The following is a 19,971-nucleotide window of genomic DNA, read 5'->3' on the forward strand; positions in this document are numbered from 1 at the left end:
GTTGGAGGCAGATTTGGGAAGTCCGCTGTTCGATCGTAGCCACAAACCGGTGCGAATGACCCAGGCGGGCAGGGATCTGCTGCGGGCGCTGCAAGGCGGGTTTGGCCAGATCGAGGCCGCGGTGGCACAAATCAGACAGTCGGCACAGGGCAAGGTGGTGACGGTAACCGCGCCGTCAGGCTTTGTCGCGTTCTGGTTGATCCCGCAACTGGGAGATCTGGAGGCCGCCTTTGAGGATGTGACGATCAGGATTATAAGCCAGGAGTATGGCGAGGCCACCCGGCCAGGCGACATCGCAATCCGGTTCGGGCTGGCCGAGGGCGGCGGAGAGACGCGGTTGCTGGGCGAGGGTGTGTTTCCGGCCGCCAGTCCACTCTATCTGGATCGGCGCGAGATGAATGGCGACAGCTACGATTTCGCCCGCATGACCCTGTTGACGATGGAAACGGCGCGCAGTCAGTGGCATGACTGGCCAAGCTGGTTTCGCGCGGTCGGTGTGCCGATGCCGCACAAGGCCCGGGTTCTGGACTTCAGCTCTTATGCGATGCTGGTCAATGCGGCGTTGGCGGGGCAGGGGGTTTGCCTGTGCTGGGACGGGGTGCTGGATCGGTTTCTGGAGGCCGGCGCGCTGGTCCGGCTGGAGGGTCCCGAGGCGGTATCCGCGCGCGGCTATTTCATCGCTGCGCGAGAGGGTTTGGCCGCCGCGCCGCATGTGCTTGGTATCCTCGACTGGATCGTCGAAAAAAGTCACAAATAGCGCGGTTTGGCGCCAGCATTTATTGACTCATGCTGCACTGGCACAATAGGACAGCCGGGCCGGGCGCATGGGGCGCCCTTCCTTCCCCGATGGAGATTGACATGTCCGACTCGCGTGAACTCGCACTTGCGTCCAAGGCCTGGCCCTTTGAAGAAGCGCGTCGGGTGCTCAAACGCTATGAGAAGGCGCCGCCGGAGAAGGGGTATGTGCTGTTCGAGACCGGCTATGGCCCCTCGGGCCTGCCGCATATCGGCACGTTCGGAGAAGTGGCGCGCACCACGATGATCCGCCGCGCGTTTCAGGAGATCAGCGATATTCCGACCCGGCTGATCTGTTTCTCGGACGATCTGGACGGGATGCGCAAGGTGCCGGGCAACGTGCCCAACCAGGACATGCTGCGCGAGCATCTGCAAAAGCCGCTGACCTCGGTCCCCGATCCGTTTGGCGAATACGAAAGCTTTGGCCATCACAACAACGCCATGCTGCGGCGGTTCCTCGATACGTTCGGGTTCGAGTACGAGTTCTATTCAGCGACCGAGTTCTACAGGTCCGGTCAGTTCGACGAGATCCTGCTGCGCGCCGCGGAACGCTATGACGACATCATGAAGATCATGCTGAAGTCGCTGCGCGAGGAACGGCAGCAGACCTATTCGATTTTCCTGCCGATCCACCCCGAGACGGGGCGGGTTCTGTACGTGCCGATGAAAGAGGTGAACGCCAAGGACGGCACCATCACCTTTGACGACGAGGACGGGCGCGAATGGACGCTGCCGGTCACCGGCGGCAACGTGAAATTGCAATGGAAGCCCGATTTCGGCGCGCGCTGGGCGGCGCTGGGTGTCGATTTCGAGATGTACGGCAAGGATCACTCGACCAATACGCCGATTTATGACGGCATCTGCCGGGTGCTGGGCGTGCCTGCGCCCGAGCATTTCACCTATGAGCTGTTTCTGGACGAGAACGGGCAGAAGATTTCCAAATCGAGCGGCAACGGGGTAAGCATCGACGAATGGCTGACCTATGCCAGCTCGGAAAGCCTTGCCTATTTCATGTACCAGAAGCCGAAGACCGCCAAGCGGATGTATTTCGACGTGATCCCCAAGGCGGTGGACGAGTATCACCAGCAATTGCGCGCCTATCCGACTCAGGAACTGGCGGCGCAGCTGAACAACCCGGTCTGGCATATCCATGGTGGCGATGTTCCTGCCTCTACCCTGATCGTACCATTTGGAATGCTGTTGAACCTGGCCAGCGTGTCGGGGGCCGAGGACAAGGAGACGCTGTGGGGCTTTATCCGTCGCTATGCGCCCGAGGCCAGCGCCGAGAGCCATCCCGATCTGGATCAGGCGGCCGGGTTCGCGGTGCGTTACTTCAACGACTTCGTCAAGCCGACGCGGGTCTACCGGGCGCCGACCGAGGCCGAGCGCGAGGCGCTGGTGGAGCTGCGCGCGCAATTGGCAGCCTATGACGGGCCGGTCGAGGACGAGGCGCTGCAATCCATCGTCTATGCGGTGGGCCGCGATCGGTTCGACCCGCTGCGCGCCTGGTTCGGGGCACTTTACGAGGTGTTGTTGGGCGCATCGCAGGGGCCGCGTTTTGGCGGGTTCATCGCGCTTTACGGCATCCCCGAGACCATCGCGCTGATCGACAAGGCGCTGGCGGGTGAGCTGGCCTAAAGATCGCTCATTGCGGAGTTCTTGCCGGGTTTGCGGCGCCGCCTGCTGGCGGGCGCTGCCAACTATGGTAATCTGTGCAGGCCAGAGGCATGGAGGATGGCATGGCGATACCGGATGAAGACCAGTTTCAGGGCCGGATGCATGGCGAACGGCCCGAGCCGAAAGAGCCGGACAGTCTGTGGTGGCGGTTGCTGCACATGATCCTGATTGCGATCATGATCAACCTGGCCCAGACCATCCTGGCGGTTGTGACGGTGGTGCAATTCATCATCATGGCCGTCAGCAAAAGCCAGCCAAACGAGCGGCTGGCGGATTTTGGTACCGATCTGGGCATTTGGATCGCAAAGGCGGCGCGGTTTCAGACGGCGGCGAGTAACGTGAAACCCTGGCCCTGGAGTGATCTGGATTGATCCGGGGGGCTTTGCGCCGCGTATAACTCCTCAGGGAACGAGGAGACACATTATGCGTCAATTTCTGTTCATGCTTGTTTGTTGTGCCGGTCTGGCGGGACCGGTTCAGGCCCAGAGCGACGAGATCGAGACCGTGATCGGCAGCCAGTTCGAGGCCTTTCTGGCAGACGATCTTGTCACTGCATTTACCTATGCCAGCCCGACGATTCGCGACATCTTCAGAACGCCCGAGAATTTCGGTGCTATGGTCCGCAACGGCTATCCAATGGTCTGGCGACCGGCCAAAATTCGTTATCTGGACTTGCAGCAGCGCGAAGGAGCGCTTTGGAAACTGGTGCAGGTGACCGATGCACAGGGGCGGGCGCATTTGCTTGCCTACCAGATGGTTAATCTGGAAAGTGGCTGGAAGATCAACGCGGTGCAGCTTCTGGAAATGCCGCGCCCCTCGGTCTGAGGCAACATCACCGTCACGATGCCATGAGCCGGGATTAATCCCTTTGTCCTACCCATTTGGCGCGTTCGGGTGCGGCCCGGACCCGTCACATGAAAGCGCCTGAGCAGCTTGCCTGCGGCGCGATTGGGAAAGGGATTTGGATGAACAAGGCAATCACCGACGGCATCAACTTTATGCCGCCCGCCTTTCAGCAGGGATTGAACGTGTGGTCGAGTGGCGACGGCACACCGGGATCGGATACCTACGACGGTGCGCCGAATGCCGCCTTTGTTCCGGCGGATGCCGATTTCGGCGGCTGCCTGGAACTGCAAAAGACAGCTTCGGTCCAGAAGTTGCGATATATGGGGCAAACACCGTTGCAGCCCGGCTGCTACCTTCAGATCAAGGTGCGGATCAAGGCGATCAGCGGCAATCTGCCCAGCGTCCGGGTGGCCGGATGGGCCGGCGGCGCGGGCGGCGCTCATGTCGGCGGGGTGACGGAGCAGGGGCCCTCGACCACGCTGACCAGCTATGGCGATGTGGTCGAGGTGACGGGCATCGTGGGATCCGGTAATCGCGGCGGTGTCGACATGGTCTGGGGCGCCTCGGCGCTGTATGGCCATTTCGGCCTTGACCTTGAAGGGTCGAACGGGGGCATTGTCCGGATCGACGATATCGAGATCACGGACATCACCGGCGCATTTCTGCGCGATATGCTGAGCCAGGTCGACGTGCGCGACTATGGTGCGGTGGGCGATGGTGTCACAGACGATTCGGCTGCGTTCGAGGCCGCCGATTCTGCGGCAGGAGGGCGCCGGGTGTTCGTGCCCGCCGGCACGTATTTCCTTGGCCAGACGGTCAGCCTGGCGTCGGAGATCGACTTCGAGGGCACGGTCACCATGCCTGTCGACAAGATGCTGCTGCTGACCAAGAGCTTCGATCTTCCCACCTATATCGAGGCCTTTGGGGACGAGGAAACCGCGTTTCGAAAGGCGTTTCAGGCGCTGCTGAACGGATCGGATCACGAATCGCTGGACATGGGCGGGCGCAACGTGTCGGTCACCGCGCCAATCGACATGCAGGCGGCGGTTCCGAACCGGACCAGTTTTTCCACCCGCCGGGTCATCCGCAATGGTCAGCTGGTCGCTGTCTCTGGTCCCGCATGGGATACGGATACTTATACGTCGCAGGCAACCTATGATCCCAATGACGCACGCAAGCTGAGCAACGTCACGAATGTCGCAAACATCCCGGTGGGGTCTCTGGTTACCGGCGCGGGTGTCGGGCGCGAAATCTATGTGCGCTCAAAGAACGTGGGCGCGGGCGAGATCACGTTGAACGCCCCACTCTACGACGCGGCGGGCACCCAAGTGTTCACCTTTCACAGCTTCAAGTACATGCTGGATTTCAGCGGCTTCAGCTCGCTGTCGAAGTTCAACATGCAGAACATCGAGTTCCAGTGTAACACCCATTGCAGCGGAATTCGGTTGGCACCGTTCGGCTCGACCTTTGCGCTGTATGACTGTTTTGTCAGCCGGCCCAAGGATCGTGGCATCACCTCGATCGGCGGCGGCTGTCAGGGCATGTTGATCGACGGATGCCAGTTCCTGTCGGCGGAGGAGGCGCTCAACGTGCCAGACCGCAGCAGTATCGGGTTCAACACCAATGCCAATGACGTGAAGCTGCGCCATTGCCGAGCAACTCGGTTCCGGCACTTTGGCGTCATGGCCGGGCAGAACCACATGATCCTGGGCAATCATTTCTTCCAGGGTGATGCTGTTGCCAATGGTCCGCGCACGGCAGGGATCGTGCTGATCGGGACCTATTCCAGCGCCACCTTCGCCGAGAATTATGTCGATAATTGCAGTCTGGAATGGACCAACGAACAGGATCCAAACCCGGATTTTACCGGGGGGTTCTCGTTCAGTGCGATGAGCATCACCGACAACATCTTTTTGTCGGGCGAGGTGGCGCCATGGTTCAGCTATATCGTGATCAAGCCACATGGGGTGGGTCATTTCATCAACGGCATGACGGTGACCGGCAACAAGTTCCGGTCGATCAACGGCTATATCGATCGGGCGGAGCGGGTCGATACCAGCTTCTCGGGGCTCAATTTCGACCGCACGCGGGACCTGATCTATCAGGGGAACACCTATCACGGTGTCAGCACGCGCAGTGCCAACCCGTTGCGGCTCGAGGTGGATCAGACCAGCGCATCGGACAACTGGCTGATCAACACCGATGCGACTTTGCCTTTCGGTGCCGAAACGCGCGGTGTCGATGCGGTGGTACCGCAGGGGCCACTGCGGGACTCGGGCGGGGCGGTGGCCTATCTGGCCCCTTATGCACAGGTGCAGCAGGGGACCAATCAGGATCAGCTTCGTCTGCGCTGGAGCGAATCCGTCTCAGGGACCGTTTTCGTAACGGTCCGGGCCGACAAGTAATCCAATCGGGCGGGTAGCATTGGGGCCGCGGTTGCGGCCCCTTTTCCAGTCAGAACTCGCGCCAGAGGCTGAACTTGATGTTGAGGCTTCCGGGCAGGTCGGATTTGCGTTCAAGGCCCAGGACCCACGTCTTTCCCTTGCCGCCCTCGATCAAAAGCGAGGGCGTCACGGTCCAGAACAGCGGGTGGCCCGGCACATAGGCGGTTTCGACCTGCAACATCGGGTCGATACGCCGCGCGGTAGACAGGCCTGCGGTCAGGTCGAGCTTGTAGATGTCGGTTTCGGTGCCGCTCCGTCTTTCCCAAGCTGTGTCAAGCGCAAGCCAGCCATTGCCCCAGCGTGTCTCAAGCCCCTTGCCATAGGAGAGTGTGAGCTTGCTCATCGGTGCCCAGTCGCCTAGCCAGTGATGCGCTCCAAAGCCCAGTTCAGCGGCGAACCGGCCCTTGGAGCCCATGTCCCGGATCGGATAGCGCGCAAAGACCAGGGCATGTCCGGTCACGCCGGGCTGTTCATTGATATCGATGCCCATGGTCAGGCGCTTGGCCAAGCCCCATTCGGCATAGACCGCGGTTTTGTAGTCGGTGAGACCCTGAAACCGGAATAGCGTTGCCGAGACCGAGGTGAACCCGTGCCCCTTTTCGCGCAGCCATGCGCCCGCTGCCGCCGGGCTGGCGGCAACAATGCAGATCCAAACGGCAATCAGCAAGCGGCCCATTCCGCACCCTCCGATGCCAGCCTTGCCGGGATTGGTTAACGATTGGTTAGGGCGGATGTGCCGCAGGAGAGTCAGGCTTTTGCCGTTGTGTACACAGGGTGCGGTGTTATGCTGCGATGCAGCATAAGGAGTCGCCGCATGGGACATGTCATCACGGTCGCACAGCAAAAAGGTGGGTCGGGCAAGACCACGCTGGCGGTGAACCTGGCCGTTGCCTTTGCCCGCGCGGGCAGGCGGGTTGCGTTGATGGATACCGATCCGCAAGGGTCAGCCGGGCGCTGGTTCATGGCGCGGCTCGAAGCGGGAGGCGATCCAGGGCTGGAATTCTCGACCGCTTCGGCCTGGGGCGTCAGCTATGAGGTGCGCAAGCTGGCCAAAGACCATGACATCGTCATCATCGACACGCCACCCAAGGCCGATAGCGACCTGCGTCCGGCGTTGCGCCAGGCGGATCTGGTGCTGATCCCGGTCGCGACCTCGCATCTTGACCTTTGGGCGGTGGAAATGGTGCTCTACCTGGCCGAGCGCGAGGACAAGCCGGCGCTGATGGTGATGACCCGCAATCGCCCCGGTACGCGACTGGCGCAGGATGTGGCGACCAAGGCGCAAGAGCTGAAGGCCGAACTGGCGAAATCGGCACTGGCAAACCGTGTAACCTATGCCGAAACACTGGGGCATGGTCGCGCCGCGCTGGAGGCGCCCAAGGGTCCGGCTCATGGCGAAGTAACTGGTTTAATGCGGGAAATCGAGGCCGCTCTGGGGTTATGAGAACCCAAGACCTGTGCTAGGCTGGCCCTGCATTCGCAGGAGAAACCCCATGCCCAAGATCGTCAAAGCTGCCCCTGTTCAGACCGTTATCACCACCTTTGAGATGACGCCCGGTACCTGTCAGGACCTGCTAGAGGCGCTGACCGAGGCCTATGCCGATTTCATCTCGAAACAGCCCGGTTTCGTCGCGGCCGGCCTGCATGTGAACGATGCGCAGACCCGTATCGCCAACTATTCGCAATGGCAGCGGCGCGAGGATTTTCTGGCCATGCTGCGCACGCCCGAAATGCGCGAGCGCAATCGTCGCATCAACGAGATGTGCAAAAGCTTCGAGCCGGTGATGTACGAGGTGGCCGAGACCTTCGACAGCGACTGAAAGCTGTCCTGATCTGGATCAAGGTTCGTTCGGGCTAGCCGGGGCATTCTGTCGCTATTCCCAAACGGAGGCGCGACACATGTATCACAACATCCTTGTTCCGATCTCGTTCGATGCCGAACGCGACGTATCCGGTCCGCTGAAACTGGCCAAACTTCTGGCCACACCTGAAGCGCGGGTCACCCTGCTGCATGTGGTCGAACATATTCCGGCCTATGCGATCTCGTACATGCCGACCGATTACCTGGCCGAGGCGCGCAAGGCGCTGAAAAAGGAGCTCGATGCGCTGGCCGCCCAGCTTCCCAACGCCACCGGTGTTCTGGTCGAGGGGCATTCGGGGCGCTCGATCCTGGATTGGGCCGAGGCGAACAATCCCGACCTGATCATCATCTCTTCGCACCGCCCCGGCATGCAGGATCTGCTGTTGGGGTCCACCGCGACCCAGGTTGTGCGCCACGCGCAATGCGCGGTACATGTTGTGCGTTGATCAGGCGGTCGATGCGTCGAATTACTCTTGTTTAGCGAGAATCATTGGGTGATACATTCACCCAATGATTGTCTCTCTCGCAGTTCTCGCCGGTTCGCTGCTTTTGCTGGGCTGGTCCTTGCTGACCTTTGGTCCGATCCTGACGCCGCTCATGCTGGCGGCGGCGCTGGGCGTTGTTATCGGCTTGGTTCTGGTGCTGCGTCAGAGGCTGCGCAGAGCGCCGGTCTGGATCGTCATCGACGGGTCGAACGTGCTTTATTGGCGGGACGAAACCCCCAGCCTGCACACGGTGCGCCAATGTGTCGAAGGGTTGGTACGCAATGGCTGGACCCCGCTTTTGTGGTTTGATGCCAATGTGGGGTACCTCGTCGGATCGCAATATATGGGGCCGCACGAATTGTCGCGGGCGCTGCGCTATCCGGCGTCTTATATCAATGTGGCGCCCAAGGGTACGCCTGCGGACCCGCTGCTGATCGAACAGGCCGAAGAACTGGGTGCACGGATCGTGACCAACGATCGGTTTCGCGATTGGGTCGAGACCTATCCGCAGGTCGCCGACCCTGACCTGTTTCTGCGTGGCAGCGCCACGGGAGAGGGTGTGTCGCTGCGTTTCGCCGAGGAGCCTGCGCGAAAGCGGGCCTAGGCCGCGAGATCCTTGGCGCTCAGCTGCACCGCTCTGCCGAAACCCGCGTTCAGCAGGCCATCGGTGACGATGAAGCGGACAAAGCGGAAATCACCGAAATCGGCATAAAGCCCCGCTTTGGGTCTCAGGGCCAGATAGCGGGCCCGCAAGGTATCGTGCTCGGATGTGCCGCGTAAGACCTGTCGCGCGGTGCAATGCAGGGTCAGACGCGGATGGGTCAGCGGGTCACCCTTGAGGCCCGGCTCTCCGATCAGCAGGGCACAGGCCGGGGTCGCCTCCAAAGCGGCGGTATGGGCGGCAAGGGATGAGATCAGCGAGACGGGCATGCCCTGCGCATCGGTGGCCAGCGCGATGCGGCTGACCGAGGGGGTCAGGCCGTCCGATTGCAGCACCGCCAGCGCGGCGTGCCGCGCGGCGTCGATCAGGGCGCGGGCCTGGGCGCGGGCCGCAGTATCGGCGGACAGATAGGGGTCGGTCATGATGGGCTCTGGCGCAGATAGGCAAAGCGATAGGCCAGCGCTACGCCGCCCGCCCCGCCCAGGATATTGCCCAGTGTGACCCAGAGCAGGTTCGACAGCGCCGCGCCGGACGTCACCTTGGCCCCTGCCAGCATGCCTTGCGGGATCAGGTACATATTGGCCACCGAGTGTTCCAATCCCAGCAGCACGAACCCCGAGATAGGCCAGAGAATGGCTAAGATCTTGCCCGCCGCCGTGCGCGCGGCAAAGGTCAGCCAGACCGCGAGGCAGACCAGCGCATTGCACAGAACCCCGCGCATGAAGGCCGCGCCGGGGTCCAACGCCGCTTTGCCGCGCGCGATGGCCTGCGCGGTCTCGCCCATCGGCCCGTCCAGCAGGCCCGTCAGGCCAAAAGCCAGCGCCAGCCCGACCGCGCCCAGTAGATTGCCCAGATAGACCAGGCCCCAGTTACGCAACAATGCGGCCAGCGTGATCCGCCGGTCCACCGCAGCCATGACCATCAGCGCGTTACCGGTGAACAGCTCGGCGCCGCCAACGATGACCAGGATCAGCCCCAGAGAGAACACCACCCCGCCCAGAAACCGCGCCGGGCCAAAGCCCGAATCCGCTCCGGTCATCACCATCGTATAGGCCGCGCCGCCAAAGCCGATGAAGGCCCCCGCCAGCACCGCCAGCGTCAGCGTCTGCGCGGCGCTTAGCCCGGCCTTGGCCACACCTGCGGTTTCCACCAGTCGGGCAATTTCGGCGGGCTTATAGGCATCTAGCCCGGTGGGGTTCGTATCGCTCATATGCGTAGCCTAGCCATGGTTCCTCTGTCTGTACATTGATGCCGATCAAGGCGCGGTTCAGTCCGCGCCCAAGGTCAATGTCACCCTGTCGCCGGCAAACCAGGTGCGACCGTACTCCACAGGCTGCCCGTCGGGATCGACATTGATCCCGGTAGAAAACATCAGCGGCGCCCCCTCGTTCAAACGCAGGTGCAGTGCCTGGGTGGCGGTGGCGGGCCGGGCTGTCAGGCGGGTCGAGAACCGGGTAAAATCCGCGACGCCCAATCTTTGCAGGGCGGCGGTGACGGATCGGGTCTCAGCCAACACCTCGGGAAGGCCGGGGAAACGGGCGGCAGGAAACACGCTCTGGAACACGGCGATGGGCTGGCCATCAGCCAGCGATAGCCCGTCATAGACATGCACCTGGGCGCCGGGCGGCAGACCAAGCGCCTCGGCCTCGGCCACGTCGGCAGCGCGGGTGGTCAGCGCCAGGATGCGCTTGCCGGGGATGCGGCCTCCGGCGGCGATGTTCTTGTGAAACCGCACCCGCTTGCCGATGGCGTAATCGGTGGGACGGGCGGCCACAAAGACGCCCGCGCCGCGCCGCGCATGCACCAGCCCCTGATCGGCGAGATCGGCCAGCGCCCGGCGCACCGTGTGCCGGTTGACGCCATGGGTCGCGGCCAGCTGTGCTTCGGTCGGCAGTTGGTCGCCTTCGCCATAACGGCCCTCGGCGATGTCTTCGGTCAGGCTCAGCGCGATGGTTTTCCAGACGGGGCTGCGGCTCATGTCATTAAAACTTCATCGTTGCGTGGATTGCGAGTCGCAGACTGGCTCGCTAATATTTGTCTAGTTGTATAGTTAATGTAGACAACCGGGCCAAGAGGCTTTTATGGCAGATCAAGAGAAAGAGACGGCGGCGCGGCAGGGCTGGATGGGCCTTCTGGCCCGCGCGCCCGAGGCGGCGCTGCTGGCGCTCTGGGACCGGGTCGAGGAGCGCCCCGCCTATGACTGGCTGCGCGCGCCCGAAACCGGTGGCGTGATGGTGCGCGGCCGCGCCGGTGGCACCGGCGCCCCCTTCAACCTGGGCGAGATGACGGTGACCCGCTGCGCCCTGGCACTGCGCGATGGCACGGTGGGGCATGCCTATGTCCAGGGCCGCTCGCGTGCCAGGGCCGAAGCGGCGGCGCTGATCGACGCGCTGATGCAGACCGCCGCCGCCGACACCATCCGCGCCTTGGTGCTGGACCCGCTGGCGGCGCAGGTGGCCGAGCGCGCCGAGACCCGCGGCGCCCGTGCCGCCGCCACCAAGGTCGAATTCTTCACGCTGGTCAGGGGAGAGGATTGATGGACGGATCGAGCCTTTATGCCGGTGGCTTCCGCGATGCGCCTGTCGATGCGGCGCATGCCTTTCGTGCCGCGATGACCGCCATGGCGCGGCCCGGTGACATCCGCAGGATCGCGGGTGCCGCGCCGCCCGCGCCGCTTTCGGTTGCGGCGGGCACATTGTTGCTGACGCTCTGCGACCCGGAAACGCGGGTGCACCTGGGTGGGGCGGCGGACAATGACGCGGTGTGCCAGTGGCTGAGCTTTCACACCGGCGCGCCACTGGTCGATGCGGCAGAGGCCGATTTTGCGCTGGGCAGCTGGGCCGACCTGATGCCGCTGTCGCAATACCGGATCGGCTCGCCGGAATATCCCGACCGCTCGACCACGTTGATCGTCGAATGCGACCGGCTGGAGAACACCGGAGCCGTGCTCAGCGGGCCGGGTATCCGCGACACGGCGCGCCTGTCGCTGCCGGATGCGGGCGCGTTGCAGGGCAACGCGATGCTTTACCCGCTGGGCTGCGATTTCTTCTTCACCTGCGGCGACCGGGTTGCGGCCCTGCCGCGCAGCACCACCATCCGCGCGGAGGGTTAGGCCATGTATGTTGCCGTCAAAGGGGGCGAGCGCGCCATCGAGAACGCCCATGCCTGGCTGGCCGAGGAGCGGCGGGGCGATACGTCGGTCGCCGAACTCTCCCTCGACCAGATCCGCGAACAATTGAGCCTTGCGGTCAACCGGGTGATGGCCGAGGGCTCGCTTTACGATCCCGATCTGGCCGCGCTGGCGATCAAGCAGGCGCGTGGCGATCTGATCGAGGCGATCTTTCTGATCCGCGCCTATCGCACCACCCTGCCGCGCTTTGGTGCGAGCCGGGCGGTGGATACGGGCGCGATGGCCTGCGACCGGCGGATCTCGGCCACGTTCAAGGACGCGCCGGGCGGGCAGGTTCTGGGGCCGACCTTCGACTATACCCATCGCCTCTTGGATTTCAAACTGGCCGCCGAGGGCGCAGTGCCGCCCGCGCCAAGCGCGCCCCCGCGCCGCGAACCCACGCCGCATATCACCGAGTTCCTGGGGCAGGAGGGGCTGATCCAGCCCGAACCCGAGAGCGAGGCCGCGCCGCGCGACCTGACCCGCGAACCGCTGGAGTTTCCCGCCGATCGCGCCCTCCGCCTGCAATCGCTGGCGCGCGGCGACGAGGGGTTTGTGCTCGGCATGGCCTATTCCACCCAGCGTGGCTACGCCCGTAACCACGCCTTTGTGGGCGAGCTGCGCATCGGGCGGGTGGCGGTCGAGATGGAGATCCCCGAACTGGGCTTTGCCATCGAGATCGGCGAGATCGAGCTAACCGAATGCGAGACGGTGAACCAGTTCAAGGGATCCAAGACCGAGCCGCCGCAGTTTACCCGGGGCTATGGGCTGGTGTTCGGTCAGTCCGAGCGCAAGGCGATCTCGATGGCGCTGGTCGACCGCGCCCTGCGCTGGCAGGAACTGGGCGAGGACAATCTTGGCGCCCCTGCGCAGGACGAGGAATTTGTGCTGAGCCATTGCGACAACATCCAGGCGACCGGGTTCCTGGAGCATATCAAGCTGCCCCATTACGTCGATTTCCAGTCGGAACTGGAACTGGTCCGCAAACTGCGCCGCGAGGCGGAAGAGCGCATCGTGCCAAGGGAGGCCGCGGAATGATCTCAATCGCCTCCACTGTCTCCGCCGCCAAAGGAATCCCCGCCGAAATCGGACGAATGCCAACCTCCGCCCGGGGCGTCGGGATGGGTATGCGAGCGGTGTTCGCGGCCGTCAGGCCCGGTCCAGATCCAAACGCCGCTGTCGTCTTGGCGAAGGGTGTCGCGCCGCCGTCTCCTCCATGCCGCATCTATCCAGCAGATCAGAATCGTAACAAGCAACAATATCGCTGCGAAAACAATGACCTCCAAAGCGTCTCCTTTCAGAAGGCGGGTTCCTGAATGTCTGACTACAACTTCGCCTATCTCGACGAACAGACCAAGCGGATGATTCGCCGCGCCATCCTCAAGGGGCTGGCTGTACCGGGATATCAGGTGCCCTTTGCTAGCCGTGAGATGCCGATGCCCTATGGGTGGGGCACCGGGGGCGTGCAGGTCTCGGCCGCGACACTGACGCCCGAGGACCGGTTGAAGGTGATCGACCAGGGCGCTGACGACACCACCAACGCGGTGTCGATCCGCAAGTTCTTTGAACGCACGGCTGGAGTGGCCACGACTGAAGCGACGCAGGAAGCGACGGTAATCCAGACCCGCCACCGCATCCCCGAGGCTGAGCTGACCGAGGACCAGATCCTTGTCTATCAGGTGCCGATCCCCGAACCGCTGCGCTTTCTGGAGCCGCGCGAGACCGAGACCCGCAAGATGCACAGCCTTCAGGAATACGGGCTGATGCACGTGAAGCTTTACGAAGATATCAGCCAGCATGGCGCGATCTCGACCGCCTATGCCTATCCGGTGCGGGTGGCCGAGCGCTATGTGATGGACCCCTCGCCAATCCCGAAATTCGACAATCCCAAGATGGAGATGGCGGCGATCCAGCTCTTTGGCGCCGGGCGCGAGCAGCGCATCTATGCGGTGCCGCCCTATACCCGCGTGGTCAGCCTCGATTTCGAGGACTACCCGTTCGAGGCGACAAAGGCCGAGCACGCTTGCGACTTGTGCGGTTCAGAAGACAGCTATCTGGACGAGGTGATCATGGACGATGCGGGCGGGCGGATGTTCGTGTGTTCGGACACCGATTACTGCCGCACGCGCTGCGAGGAGGTGGCATGAGCGGTGCGGTCGGAGCAGGGGAAAAAATTTCGACGAAATTTTTTGGACAGGATTTCGGAGAAATCCTGGGCGCGGGAGGTGAGCGATGAGCCCTTTGTTGCAGGTCGCGGGGATCGAGAAGCGCTATGGCGCGCGGATCGGTTGCGCGGATGTGAGTTTCGATCTCTATCCCGGCGAGGTGATGGGGATCGTGGGTGAGAGCGGGTCCGGAAAGTCGACCTTGCTGAACTGTCTTGCGGGGCATCTGGCGCCCGACGCGGGGCAGGTGATCTTTGATACCCGGCACATGGGGCCGGTGGATACGGTCACCATGTCGGAACCCGAGCGGCGGATGTTGTCGCGCACCGACTGGGCCTTTGTTCATCAGCATGCCCGCGACGGGCTGCGCATGTCTGTCTCGGCGGGCGGCAATATCGGTGAACGGCTGATGGCGGTGGGCGACCGGCACTATGGCCGTATCCGCGCGGCCGCGCTCGACTGGCTGGACCGCGTCGAGATCGACGGCGCACGGATCGACGACCGGCCTTCGGCCTTTTCCGGCGGCATGCAGCAGCGTTTGCAGATCGCGCGCAACCTGGTGACCGGGCCGCGGCTGGTGTTCATGGACGAACCTACGGGGGGGCTCGACGTGAGCGTGCAGGCGCGGCTTCTCGACCTCTTGCGCGGGCTGGTGCGGCGGATGGGGCTGAGCGCCATCATCGTCACCCATGACCTGGCGGTGGTGCGGCTGTTGGCCGACCGGCTGATGGTGATGAAGGACGGGCGCGTGGTCGAGAGCGGTCTGACCGATCAGGTGCTGGACGATCCGCAGCATGGCTATACGCAACTGCTGGTGTCGAGCGTGTTGCAGGTCTGAGGGGGTGCTGCCCCCGCGCCTGCGGCGCTCCCCGGAGTATTTGGGGCGAAATGAAAGGGATTTGGGATGATCGACATCCGTGATGTGAGCAAGAGTTTCACCCTGCACAATCAGGGCGGCGCGGTGATCCGGGTGATGGAGGGCGCTTCGCTTCATGTGGCGCCCGGCGAATGCGTTGCGCTGACCGGAGCGTCGGGGGCGGGCAAGTCCACCCTGATGCGGGTGATCTATGGCAATTACCTGGCGGCCTCGGGCTTTGTCCTCGTGGGCGGGCTGGATGTGACCCGGGCCGAGCCGCGCGAGATCCTGCGATTGAGGCGCGAAGTGCTGGGTTATGTCAGCCAGTTCCTGCGGGTGGTGCCAAGGGTGCCGACGGTCGAGGTGGTGGCCGAACCGCTTCTGGCGCTGGGCGTGGAGCCCGACACGGCGCGGGCGCGGGCCGAGGCGCTGCTCAGGCGGCTCAACATTCCCGAACGGCTCTGGTCGCTGAGCCCCACCACCTTTTCCGGCGGCGAGCAGCAGAGGGTGAACATCGCGCGCGGCTTTACCCATGCCTATCCGGCGCTGTTGCTGGACGAGCCGACCGCAAGCCTCGATGCCGAAAACTGCGCCGTGGTGCTCGAATTGATCGAGGAGGCCAAGGCGCGGGGCGCGGCCATCGTCGGCATATTTCATGATGTCGAGGCGCGGGCGCGGGTTTGCGACCGGGTGGTCGATGTCTCGGGCTTTACCCCGGGGGTCGCGGCATGAGTCCTGTGCCGGTGATCGCGGTTGTCGGCCCGTCGGGCGTGGGCAAGGACAGCGTCATGGCTGCGCTTGCCGCGCGTGACCCGGGATTGCGCCTGATCCGGCGGGTGATCACCCGGCCGGAAGAGGCGGGCGGCGAGCCGTTTACCGGCGTCTTACCGCAGGAATTCAAGGCGATGCGTGCGGCGGGCGGGTTTGCCCTTTGCTGGCAGGCGCATGGGCTGAGCTATGGCATCCCGATGCCCACGGATACGGAACACGCGGGCGCAAGGGCGCTGCTGGTCAACCTGTCGCGCGGCGTGCTCTTGCGCGCGCAGGAGGTGTTCCAACCCTTTGCCGTGCTGTCCCTGACGGCCCGGCCCGAGGTGCTCGCGGTGCGGCTGGCCGCACGCGGGCGCGAGGATGCGGCCGATCAGGCGCGGCGGCTGGGGCGTGCCGACATGACCCTGCCCGAGGGGCTGCGCCGGGTGATCACGGTCGACAATTCAGGCCCGCTCGACGACACGGTCGAGGCGGTTCTGGCCCATCTTCAGCGGGAAAGCGCGTAGCGATGGATCAGGTGAAACCGGCCATCCCCAGCCTCGCCAACCAGGGCCAGATCACCCAAGGTGAAGGGCACCGGCAGCAAGGGGCCGAGGCGCTGCCGCAACAGGGTCTGCGCCTGTGCCAGCATGGCCTCGTCCAGCCGCCCGGTCAGGGTGATGTGAAAACGGAACTGGTCGAGCACATAGGGATAGCCCCAGCGTTCCAGATGCGCGTCCTGCGCCGGGCTGAGCCGGGTGGCCCGGCGGCGCTCCAGTTCCTGCGGGGTGGCGGGCGCGCGAAAGCGGTCCAACTCGGTGACACAGGCCGCCGCCAGTGCGTTCAGCGCGCTCAGATCTCCCAGCGGGCGCAGCGCCAGGAACCGGCCCAGCCGGGCGATCTCCAGCCCCTCCAGCGTCACCGCCGGGCGGTTGGCGGCCAGTACCGCACAGGCCTGGTGCAGCGCATCCGCGTCCTGCCCCTCAGCCAGGCGAAAGGGCGGTTTCATCGTGGCATGCAGCCCGTATTTGCGTGGCGTCGCGGTCAAAGCGGCCACATCCAGACCGGTACCCTCGGGGTGCGCCAGTTCCTGCCCGGTTTCGACATCCCAACCCAGCCATGCGGCACCGAACCACGTCCAGGCCTCGGACGCAGCTGGCAGGAAATAGATCGCGTATCGCAGGAATGTCACATTGGCCTCCTATGTCGTGGCCTTCACCCATGCCCCAACCAGATGAAGTTCAGATGACAGATGAAATGATCCTTGCCAATGCCACGCTGGTTCTGCCCAGCGAGACCGTGACCGGCAGTCTGCGGGTGGTGAATGGAACCATCATCGAGATCGACCAGGGCGCGCGCGTGCCCGCAGGCGCCATTGATTGCGGCGGCGATATGCTGGCGCCGGGGCTGGTGGAATTGCATACCGACAATCTGGAGCGCCATATCCAGCCGCGCCCCAAGGTCGACTGGCCACATGCCGCCGCCATTCTGGCGCATGACGCGGAACTGGCAGGTACCGGCATCACCACGGTGTTCGATGCGATGCGGGTGGGCTCGATCCCCTCGGGCGCTGGGCGTTACCTGAAATACGCGCGCAGCCTGTCGCGCGAGCTGTGGCAACTGCGCGAGGCGGAGGCGCTGAAGATCAGCCATTTCCTGCATCTGCGGGCAGAGATCTGCTCGGAAACCCTGGCCGAGGAGTTGGACGAGTTCACGCCTGAAGACCGGGTCGGTCTCGTCTCGCTGATGGATCACACGCCGGGCCAGCGGCAGTTCCGCGACATGGCCAAGCTCGAAGCCTATATGAAGGGCAAGAACGCGATGGACGACGACACGTTCCTGCAACATGTCAGCCATCTGAAAATTCTGCGCGACCGCAATGGCGACCGGCACGAGGCCGAGACGGTCAAGGCCGCCGGGCGACTGGGTTCTGTGTTGGCAAGCCATGACGACACCACACCCGAACAGGTGGCGGTCTCGGCCGGTCACGGCATCCGGCTGGCCGAGTTTCCCACCACGATCGAGGCGGCCGAGGCCTGCCATGCACATGGGATAAAGGTGATCATGGGGGCGCCTAACCTGATCCGGGGGGGATCGCATTCCGGCAATGTGGCCGCGTCGGATCTGGCCGAACGCGGCCTGCTCGACATTCTCAGTTCTGACTATGTGCCATCGGCCCTGTTGCTGTCGGCGCTGCGTCTGGGAGAGTGCTGGGGCGACATGGCGCGCGGCCTGGCCACGGTGACGCGGGCACCGGCGCGTGCAGTCGGCTTGAATGATAGGGGCGAGATCGCGCCGGGGCTACGCGCCGATCTGATCCGGTTCCGCATGCGCGAAGGGGTGCCAGCGTTGCAATCGGTCTGGTCGCAGGGGCGCCGGGTAGCCTGAGCGTTCAGGGTCGGACAAATTTCGCCTGTCCGGGCGCGTGCTGCACAGGAACCTGAGCCTCCATGCTGGCCGCGGCCAGCGTGGTGCCGCAGGCGACACCGTCCAGATCCGCGTCGTTACGGAGGTGATAGCCAGGTTCGCCGTGCCGCGCCTCTGGCAGGCCCGCGAGGGCCGCGAATTCGCATCCGGCCAGCGCAGCGATATGGCGCAAGGCCAGTTCGGGCGGATAGGGGCTGGTACGAATGTAGACGCCAAGGGCCGTCGATCCCGCGATCACCGGCAGGCTGGCCAGCAACAACAGGATTCGCAGGGGCGACAGCGCCTTTGCACGGGTCCGTTCTGCCCGGCGCTGGCACCGGGTCTGCTTTTTCGAGACCTCGGGATAGAGCGCCTCTCGGATGGCTTGCAACTCGGTCATGGGTGGATCGTGACACCTGAATATGGCGGCGGCATGGCGTGCAAGGGCCGGGATCGGGGAGTTTCTATAAGTATATGAAAATAATGAGATTAATAAACACTTCTCCCGTACTTGTGCCCTGCCTTGCGCCACCACATCTACCACCTGGTTTCAACCCATGCTCAAAGGAGCACCCCCATGCGCAGCCTTATCCTTGCTGCAACCCTGCTATCCGCCGCGATCCCTGTTCTGGCTGACGAGGTGACCGGTACCATCCTCGCCTTCGACCGGGTCGATGGCCTTATCGTTCTTGAGGACAAGACCATCTGGTCGCTGGAATTCGTTGACGAGATTCCAGAGGATCTGGCCGCTGGGGACGAAGTCCATATCGTTTTCGAAAGCGCGGGCGAGGACGGAATCACCAAAATCAACGCCATTCATCGCAAGTGAGAAACCTGTCCCGAAGCGGCCTTGCGCGCTTCGGGATACACATCCGCGCCAAAGAATGATGGCGATCCCACGAGGACTCGAACCCCGAACCTGCTGATTAGAAGTCAGCTGCTCTATCCAGTTGAGCTATGGGACCGCTTGGCGCCTGTTATGCCACGCAAACATGGGGGGTCAAGCGGCCCCGCGCAGATCGAGGGTCATGAAGGTGGACCAGGGATCCTCTGCATACCCTTCGAAGGGGCCGCATTCGGCGAAACCATAGATTTCGTAAAGCCGCCGTGCCGGCAGGAAATCATCGGTCGATCCGGTCTCCAGATAGATGCCGGAGGCGCCTTGGTTGCGGGCATGGTCGAGCAGGAATTCGAGCATTGCGCGTCCCGCGCCCGTGCCGCGTGCCTCGGTCAGGGTGTGCATGGATTTCAACTCCAGCGCGCCGTCCGACAGCGTTTTGAGCGCGCCCATACCAATCGCGGTGCCCGTCTGACGCAGCAGGAAAAACGCCACATCGGGGCTGTCGAGGCCGCTGCCGTCCAGCACATGACAGCTCTCTTCGGGCGATTGAGACGCCATCAACGCCACATGGCGTGCGATCAGCGCCACCGCCTCGGGTGCGGACGGGCTGGCCTGCTCTATGGTGAATTCGGACAAAGTGCCCTCAGTGGGTCCAGGGGCCGCGCCGGTCGGTGGCGAAATTCTCGCCATAGCCGCGTGCGCGCAGGTTGGGCTTGCGCTTGTGCGGCTCAGTGACAGTAACTTCAATCCCATGAGACTTTGCGTAATCCAGCGCCTCTTCCTTGGTGTCGAACCGAAGCCGGACCTGGGACTGGGTGTCGCTGGAAGAGGTCCAACCCATCAGCGGATCGACCTCGCGTGCCGAACCGGGGGCGTATTCCAGAACCCATTTGCGGGTCTTGGCCATGCCCGAGGTCATGGCATTCCGGGCGGGCTGGTAGATCCGTGCGCGCATCATGTACTCCGTCGTCTTCGGCTGGTTCCTATATGCGCGCATCGACGGGCTCGGGCAAGG

The 19,971-nt window shown here is 63.6% G+C and carries 26 protein-coding genes and 1 tRNA gene; 18 read left to right on the top strand and 9 right to left on the bottom strand.

What is annotated here, in order from left to right; all coding sequences use genetic code 11:
* The 5 genes from AC2FL1_RS19370 to AC2FL1_RS19390 all read left to right on the top strand — a co-directional run.
* Positions 1 to 757, top strand: a 757-nt coding sequence (locus AC2FL1_RS19370; RefSeq protein ID WP_496878006.1) for a LysR substrate-binding domain-containing protein, incomplete at its 5' end; no start/stop codon positions are given.
* A 101-nt stretch (positions 758 to 858) separates the two neighbouring features.
* Positions 859 to 2,433 (top strand): lysine--tRNA ligase, encoded by a 1,575-nt coding sequence (locus AC2FL1_RS19375; RefSeq protein ID WP_496878007.1) that lies wholly within the window; start codon positions 859 to 861, stop codon positions 2,431 to 2,433.
* 101 nt (positions 2,434 to 2,534) lie between these two features.
* Positions 2,535 to 2,843: a DUF4389 domain-containing protein gene (locus AC2FL1_RS19380; RefSeq protein WP_234142675.1), complete on the top strand. Its 309-nt coding sequence runs from the start codon at positions 2,535 to 2,537 to the stop codon at positions 2,841 to 2,843.
* A gap of 52 nt (positions 2,844 to 2,895) precedes the next feature.
* Complete coding sequence (locus AC2FL1_RS19385) at positions 2,896 to 3,297, top strand: DUF4864 domain-containing protein (RefSeq protein ID WP_496825461.1); 402 nt, start codon at positions 2,896 to 2,898, stop codon at positions 3,295 to 3,297.
* A 140-nt stretch (positions 3,298 to 3,437) separates the two neighbouring features.
* On the top strand, positions 3,438 to 5,723 hold the full coding sequence (locus AC2FL1_RS19390) for a glycosyl hydrolase family 28-related protein (protein WP_496878008.1): 2,286 nt from the start codon (positions 3,438 to 3,440) through the stop codon (positions 5,721 to 5,723).
* A 49-nt stretch (positions 5,724 to 5,772) separates the two neighbouring features.
* Here the strand turns inward: AC2FL1_RS19390 and AC2FL1_RS19395 are convergent, their stop codons facing one another.
* Positions 5,773 to 6,438, bottom strand: a complete 666-nt coding sequence (locus tag AC2FL1_RS19395) for a hypothetical protein (protein WP_496878009.1) — start codon at positions 6,436 to 6,438, stop codon at positions 5,773 to 5,775.
* A 138-nt stretch (positions 6,439 to 6,576) separates the two neighbouring features.
* Between AC2FL1_RS19395 and parA the strand changes: the two genes are divergently transcribed.
* The 4 genes from parA (at position 6,577) to AC2FL1_RS19415 (ending at position 8,712) form a co-directional block, all read left to right on the top strand.
* Positions 6,577 to 7,206, top strand: a complete 630-nt coding sequence (gene parA / locus AC2FL1_RS19400) for a ParA family partition ATPase (RefSeq protein WP_496825464.1) — start codon at positions 6,577 to 6,579, stop codon at positions 7,204 to 7,206.
* Between the two features lie 49 nt (positions 7,207 to 7,255).
* The gene (locus AC2FL1_RS19405; RefSeq protein WP_234137351.1) at positions 7,256 to 7,582 is read left to right on the top strand and encodes an antibiotic biosynthesis monooxygenase family protein; all 327 of its coding nucleotides are present in this window, start codon (positions 7,256 to 7,258) and stop codon (positions 7,580 to 7,582) included.
* Between the two features lie 79 nt (positions 7,583 to 7,661).
* Positions 7,662 to 8,069 carry a universal stress protein gene (locus tag AC2FL1_RS19410; protein ID WP_234142685.1) on the top strand — a complete coding sequence of 136 codons (408 nt, stop codon included), beginning with the start codon at positions 7,662 to 7,664 and terminating at the stop codon, positions 8,067 to 8,069.
* Positions 8,070 to 8,133: 64 nt separating this feature from the next.
* Positions 8,134 to 8,712, top strand: coding sequence for an NYN domain-containing protein (locus tag AC2FL1_RS19415; protein WP_496878010.1), 579 nt, complete (start codon positions 8,134 to 8,136; stop codon positions 8,710 to 8,712).
* Here the strand turns inward: AC2FL1_RS19415 and AC2FL1_RS19420 are convergent.
* Genes AC2FL1_RS19420 through phnF form a run of 3 tightly spaced genes read right to left on the bottom strand, consistent with a single transcriptional unit; the run spans position 8,709 to position 10,747 of the window.
* Entirely contained in the window at positions 8,709 to 9,191 is a 483-nt protein-coding gene (locus tag AC2FL1_RS19420; protein WP_496878011.1) for a HugZ family pyridoxamine 5'-phosphate oxidase, read from the bottom strand. The genes AC2FL1_RS19415 and AC2FL1_RS19420 overlap by 4 nt on opposite strands.
* Complete coding sequence (locus AC2FL1_RS19425) at positions 9,188 to 9,979, bottom strand: formate/nitrite transporter family protein (protein WP_496878012.1); 792 nt, start codon at positions 9,977 to 9,979, stop codon at positions 9,188 to 9,190. Before AC2FL1_RS19425 ends, AC2FL1_RS19420 begins: the two co-directional genes overlap by 4 nt.
* Before the next feature lie 57 nt (positions 9,980 to 10,036).
* Positions 10,037 to 10,747 carry a phosphonate metabolism transcriptional regulator PhnF gene (gene phnF, locus AC2FL1_RS19430; protein ID WP_496878013.1) on the bottom strand — a complete coding sequence of 237 codons (711 nt, stop codon included), beginning with the start codon at positions 10,745 to 10,747 and terminating at the stop codon, positions 10,037 to 10,039.
* A 103-nt stretch (positions 10,748 to 10,850) separates the two neighbouring features.
* Here phnF and phnG point away from each other — a divergent pair, with 103 nt between their 5' ends.
* The 7 genes from phnG (at position 10,851) to AC2FL1_RS19465 (ending at position 16,236) form a co-directional block, all read left to right on the top strand.
* Positions 10,851 to 11,306: a phosphonate C-P lyase system protein PhnG gene (gene phnG / locus AC2FL1_RS19435; RefSeq protein ID WP_496878014.1), complete on the top strand. Its 456-nt coding sequence runs from the start codon at positions 10,851 to 10,853 to the stop codon at positions 11,304 to 11,306.
* On the top strand, positions 11,306 to 11,881 hold the full coding sequence (gene phnH / locus AC2FL1_RS19440; protein WP_496878015.1) for a phosphonate C-P lyase system protein PhnH: 576 nt from the start codon (positions 11,306 to 11,308) through the stop codon (positions 11,879 to 11,881). Before phnG ends, phnH begins: the two co-directional genes overlap by 1 nt.
* A 3-nt stretch (positions 11,882 to 11,884) precedes the next feature.
* On the top strand, positions 11,885 to 12,976 hold the full coding sequence (locus AC2FL1_RS19445; protein ID WP_496878016.1) for a carbon-phosphorus lyase complex subunit: 1,092 nt from the start codon (positions 11,885 to 11,887) through the stop codon (positions 12,974 to 12,976).
* Between the two features lie 278 nt (positions 12,977 to 13,254).
* Positions 13,255 to 14,085: an alpha-D-ribose 1-methylphosphonate 5-phosphate C-P-lyase PhnJ gene (locus AC2FL1_RS19450; protein ID WP_496825472.1), complete on the top strand. Its 831-nt coding sequence runs from the start codon at positions 13,255 to 13,257 to the stop codon at positions 14,083 to 14,085.
* 85 nt (positions 14,086 to 14,170) lie between these two features.
* Positions 14,171 to 14,941 (top strand): phosphonate C-P lyase system protein PhnK, encoded by a 771-nt coding sequence (phnK, locus tag AC2FL1_RS19455; protein WP_496825473.1) that lies wholly within the window; start codon positions 14,171 to 14,173, stop codon positions 14,939 to 14,941.
* A gap of 66 nt (positions 14,942 to 15,007) precedes the next feature.
* Positions 15,008 to 15,691, top strand: a complete 684-nt coding sequence (phnL, locus tag AC2FL1_RS19460) for a phosphonate C-P lyase system protein PhnL (RefSeq protein ID WP_496878017.1) — start codon at positions 15,008 to 15,010, stop codon at positions 15,689 to 15,691.
* The gene (locus tag AC2FL1_RS19465; RefSeq protein ID WP_496878018.1) at positions 15,688 to 16,236 is read left to right on the top strand and encodes a ribose 1,5-bisphosphate phosphokinase PhnN; all 549 of its coding nucleotides are present in this window, start codon (positions 15,688 to 15,690) and stop codon (positions 16,234 to 16,236) included. The genes phnL and AC2FL1_RS19465 overlap by 4 nt, the downstream gene beginning before the upstream one ends.
* Here the strand turns inward: AC2FL1_RS19465 and AC2FL1_RS19470 are convergent.
* Positions 16,218 to 16,901, bottom strand: a complete 684-nt coding sequence (locus AC2FL1_RS19470; protein ID WP_496878019.1) for a DUF1045 domain-containing protein — start codon at positions 16,899 to 16,901, stop codon at positions 16,218 to 16,220. The two genes, AC2FL1_RS19465 and AC2FL1_RS19470, sit on opposite strands and share 19 nt — an antisense overlap.
* Positions 16,902 to 16,954: 53 nt before the next feature.
* On the opposite strand from AC2FL1_RS19470, the gene AC2FL1_RS19475 reads away from it, so the two are divergent.
* Positions 16,955 to 18,097: an alpha-D-ribose 1-methylphosphonate 5-triphosphate diphosphatase gene (locus tag AC2FL1_RS19475; protein WP_496825477.1), complete on the top strand. Its 1,143-nt coding sequence runs from the start codon at positions 16,955 to 16,957 to the stop codon at positions 18,095 to 18,097.
* A 4-nt stretch (positions 18,098 to 18,101) separates the two neighbouring features.
* Here the strand turns inward: AC2FL1_RS19475 and AC2FL1_RS19480 are convergent, their stop codons facing one another.
* Positions 18,102 to 18,515 carry an excalibur calcium-binding domain-containing protein gene (locus AC2FL1_RS19480; RefSeq protein ID WP_496878020.1) on the bottom strand — a complete coding sequence of 138 codons (414 nt, stop codon included), beginning with the start codon at positions 18,513 to 18,515 and terminating at the stop codon, positions 18,102 to 18,104.
* A 177-nt stretch (positions 18,516 to 18,692) separates the two neighbouring features.
* Between AC2FL1_RS19480 and AC2FL1_RS19485 the strand changes: the two genes are divergently transcribed.
* The gene (locus AC2FL1_RS19485; RefSeq protein ID WP_496825479.1) at positions 18,693 to 18,944 is read left to right on the top strand and encodes a hypothetical protein; all 252 of its coding nucleotides are present in this window, start codon (positions 18,693 to 18,695) and stop codon (positions 18,942 to 18,944) included.
* A 59-nt stretch (positions 18,945 to 19,003) separates the two neighbouring features.
* Here AC2FL1_RS19485 and AC2FL1_RS19490 read toward each other — a convergent pair.
* The 3 genes from AC2FL1_RS19490 to AC2FL1_RS19500 all read right to left on the bottom strand — a co-directional run bounded on the left by AC2FL1_RS19490 (position 19,004) and on the right by AC2FL1_RS19500 (position 19,911).
* A tRNA-Arg gene (locus AC2FL1_RS19490) sits at positions 19,004 to 19,080 on the bottom strand.
* 35 nt (positions 19,081 to 19,115) lie between these two features.
* Entirely contained in the window at positions 19,116 to 19,592 is a 477-nt protein-coding gene (locus tag AC2FL1_RS19495; RefSeq protein WP_496878021.1) for a GNAT family N-acetyltransferase, read from the bottom strand.
* A gap of 7 nt (positions 19,593 to 19,599) precedes the next feature.
* Complete coding sequence (locus tag AC2FL1_RS19500; protein ID WP_234137369.1) at positions 19,600 to 19,911, bottom strand: ETC complex I subunit; 312 nt, start codon at positions 19,909 to 19,911, stop codon at positions 19,600 to 19,602.
* Positions 19,912 to 19,971: the final 60 nt, after the last annotated feature.

The sequence above is a fragment of the Ruegeria sp. YKSF070 genome (assembly GCF_059612725.1).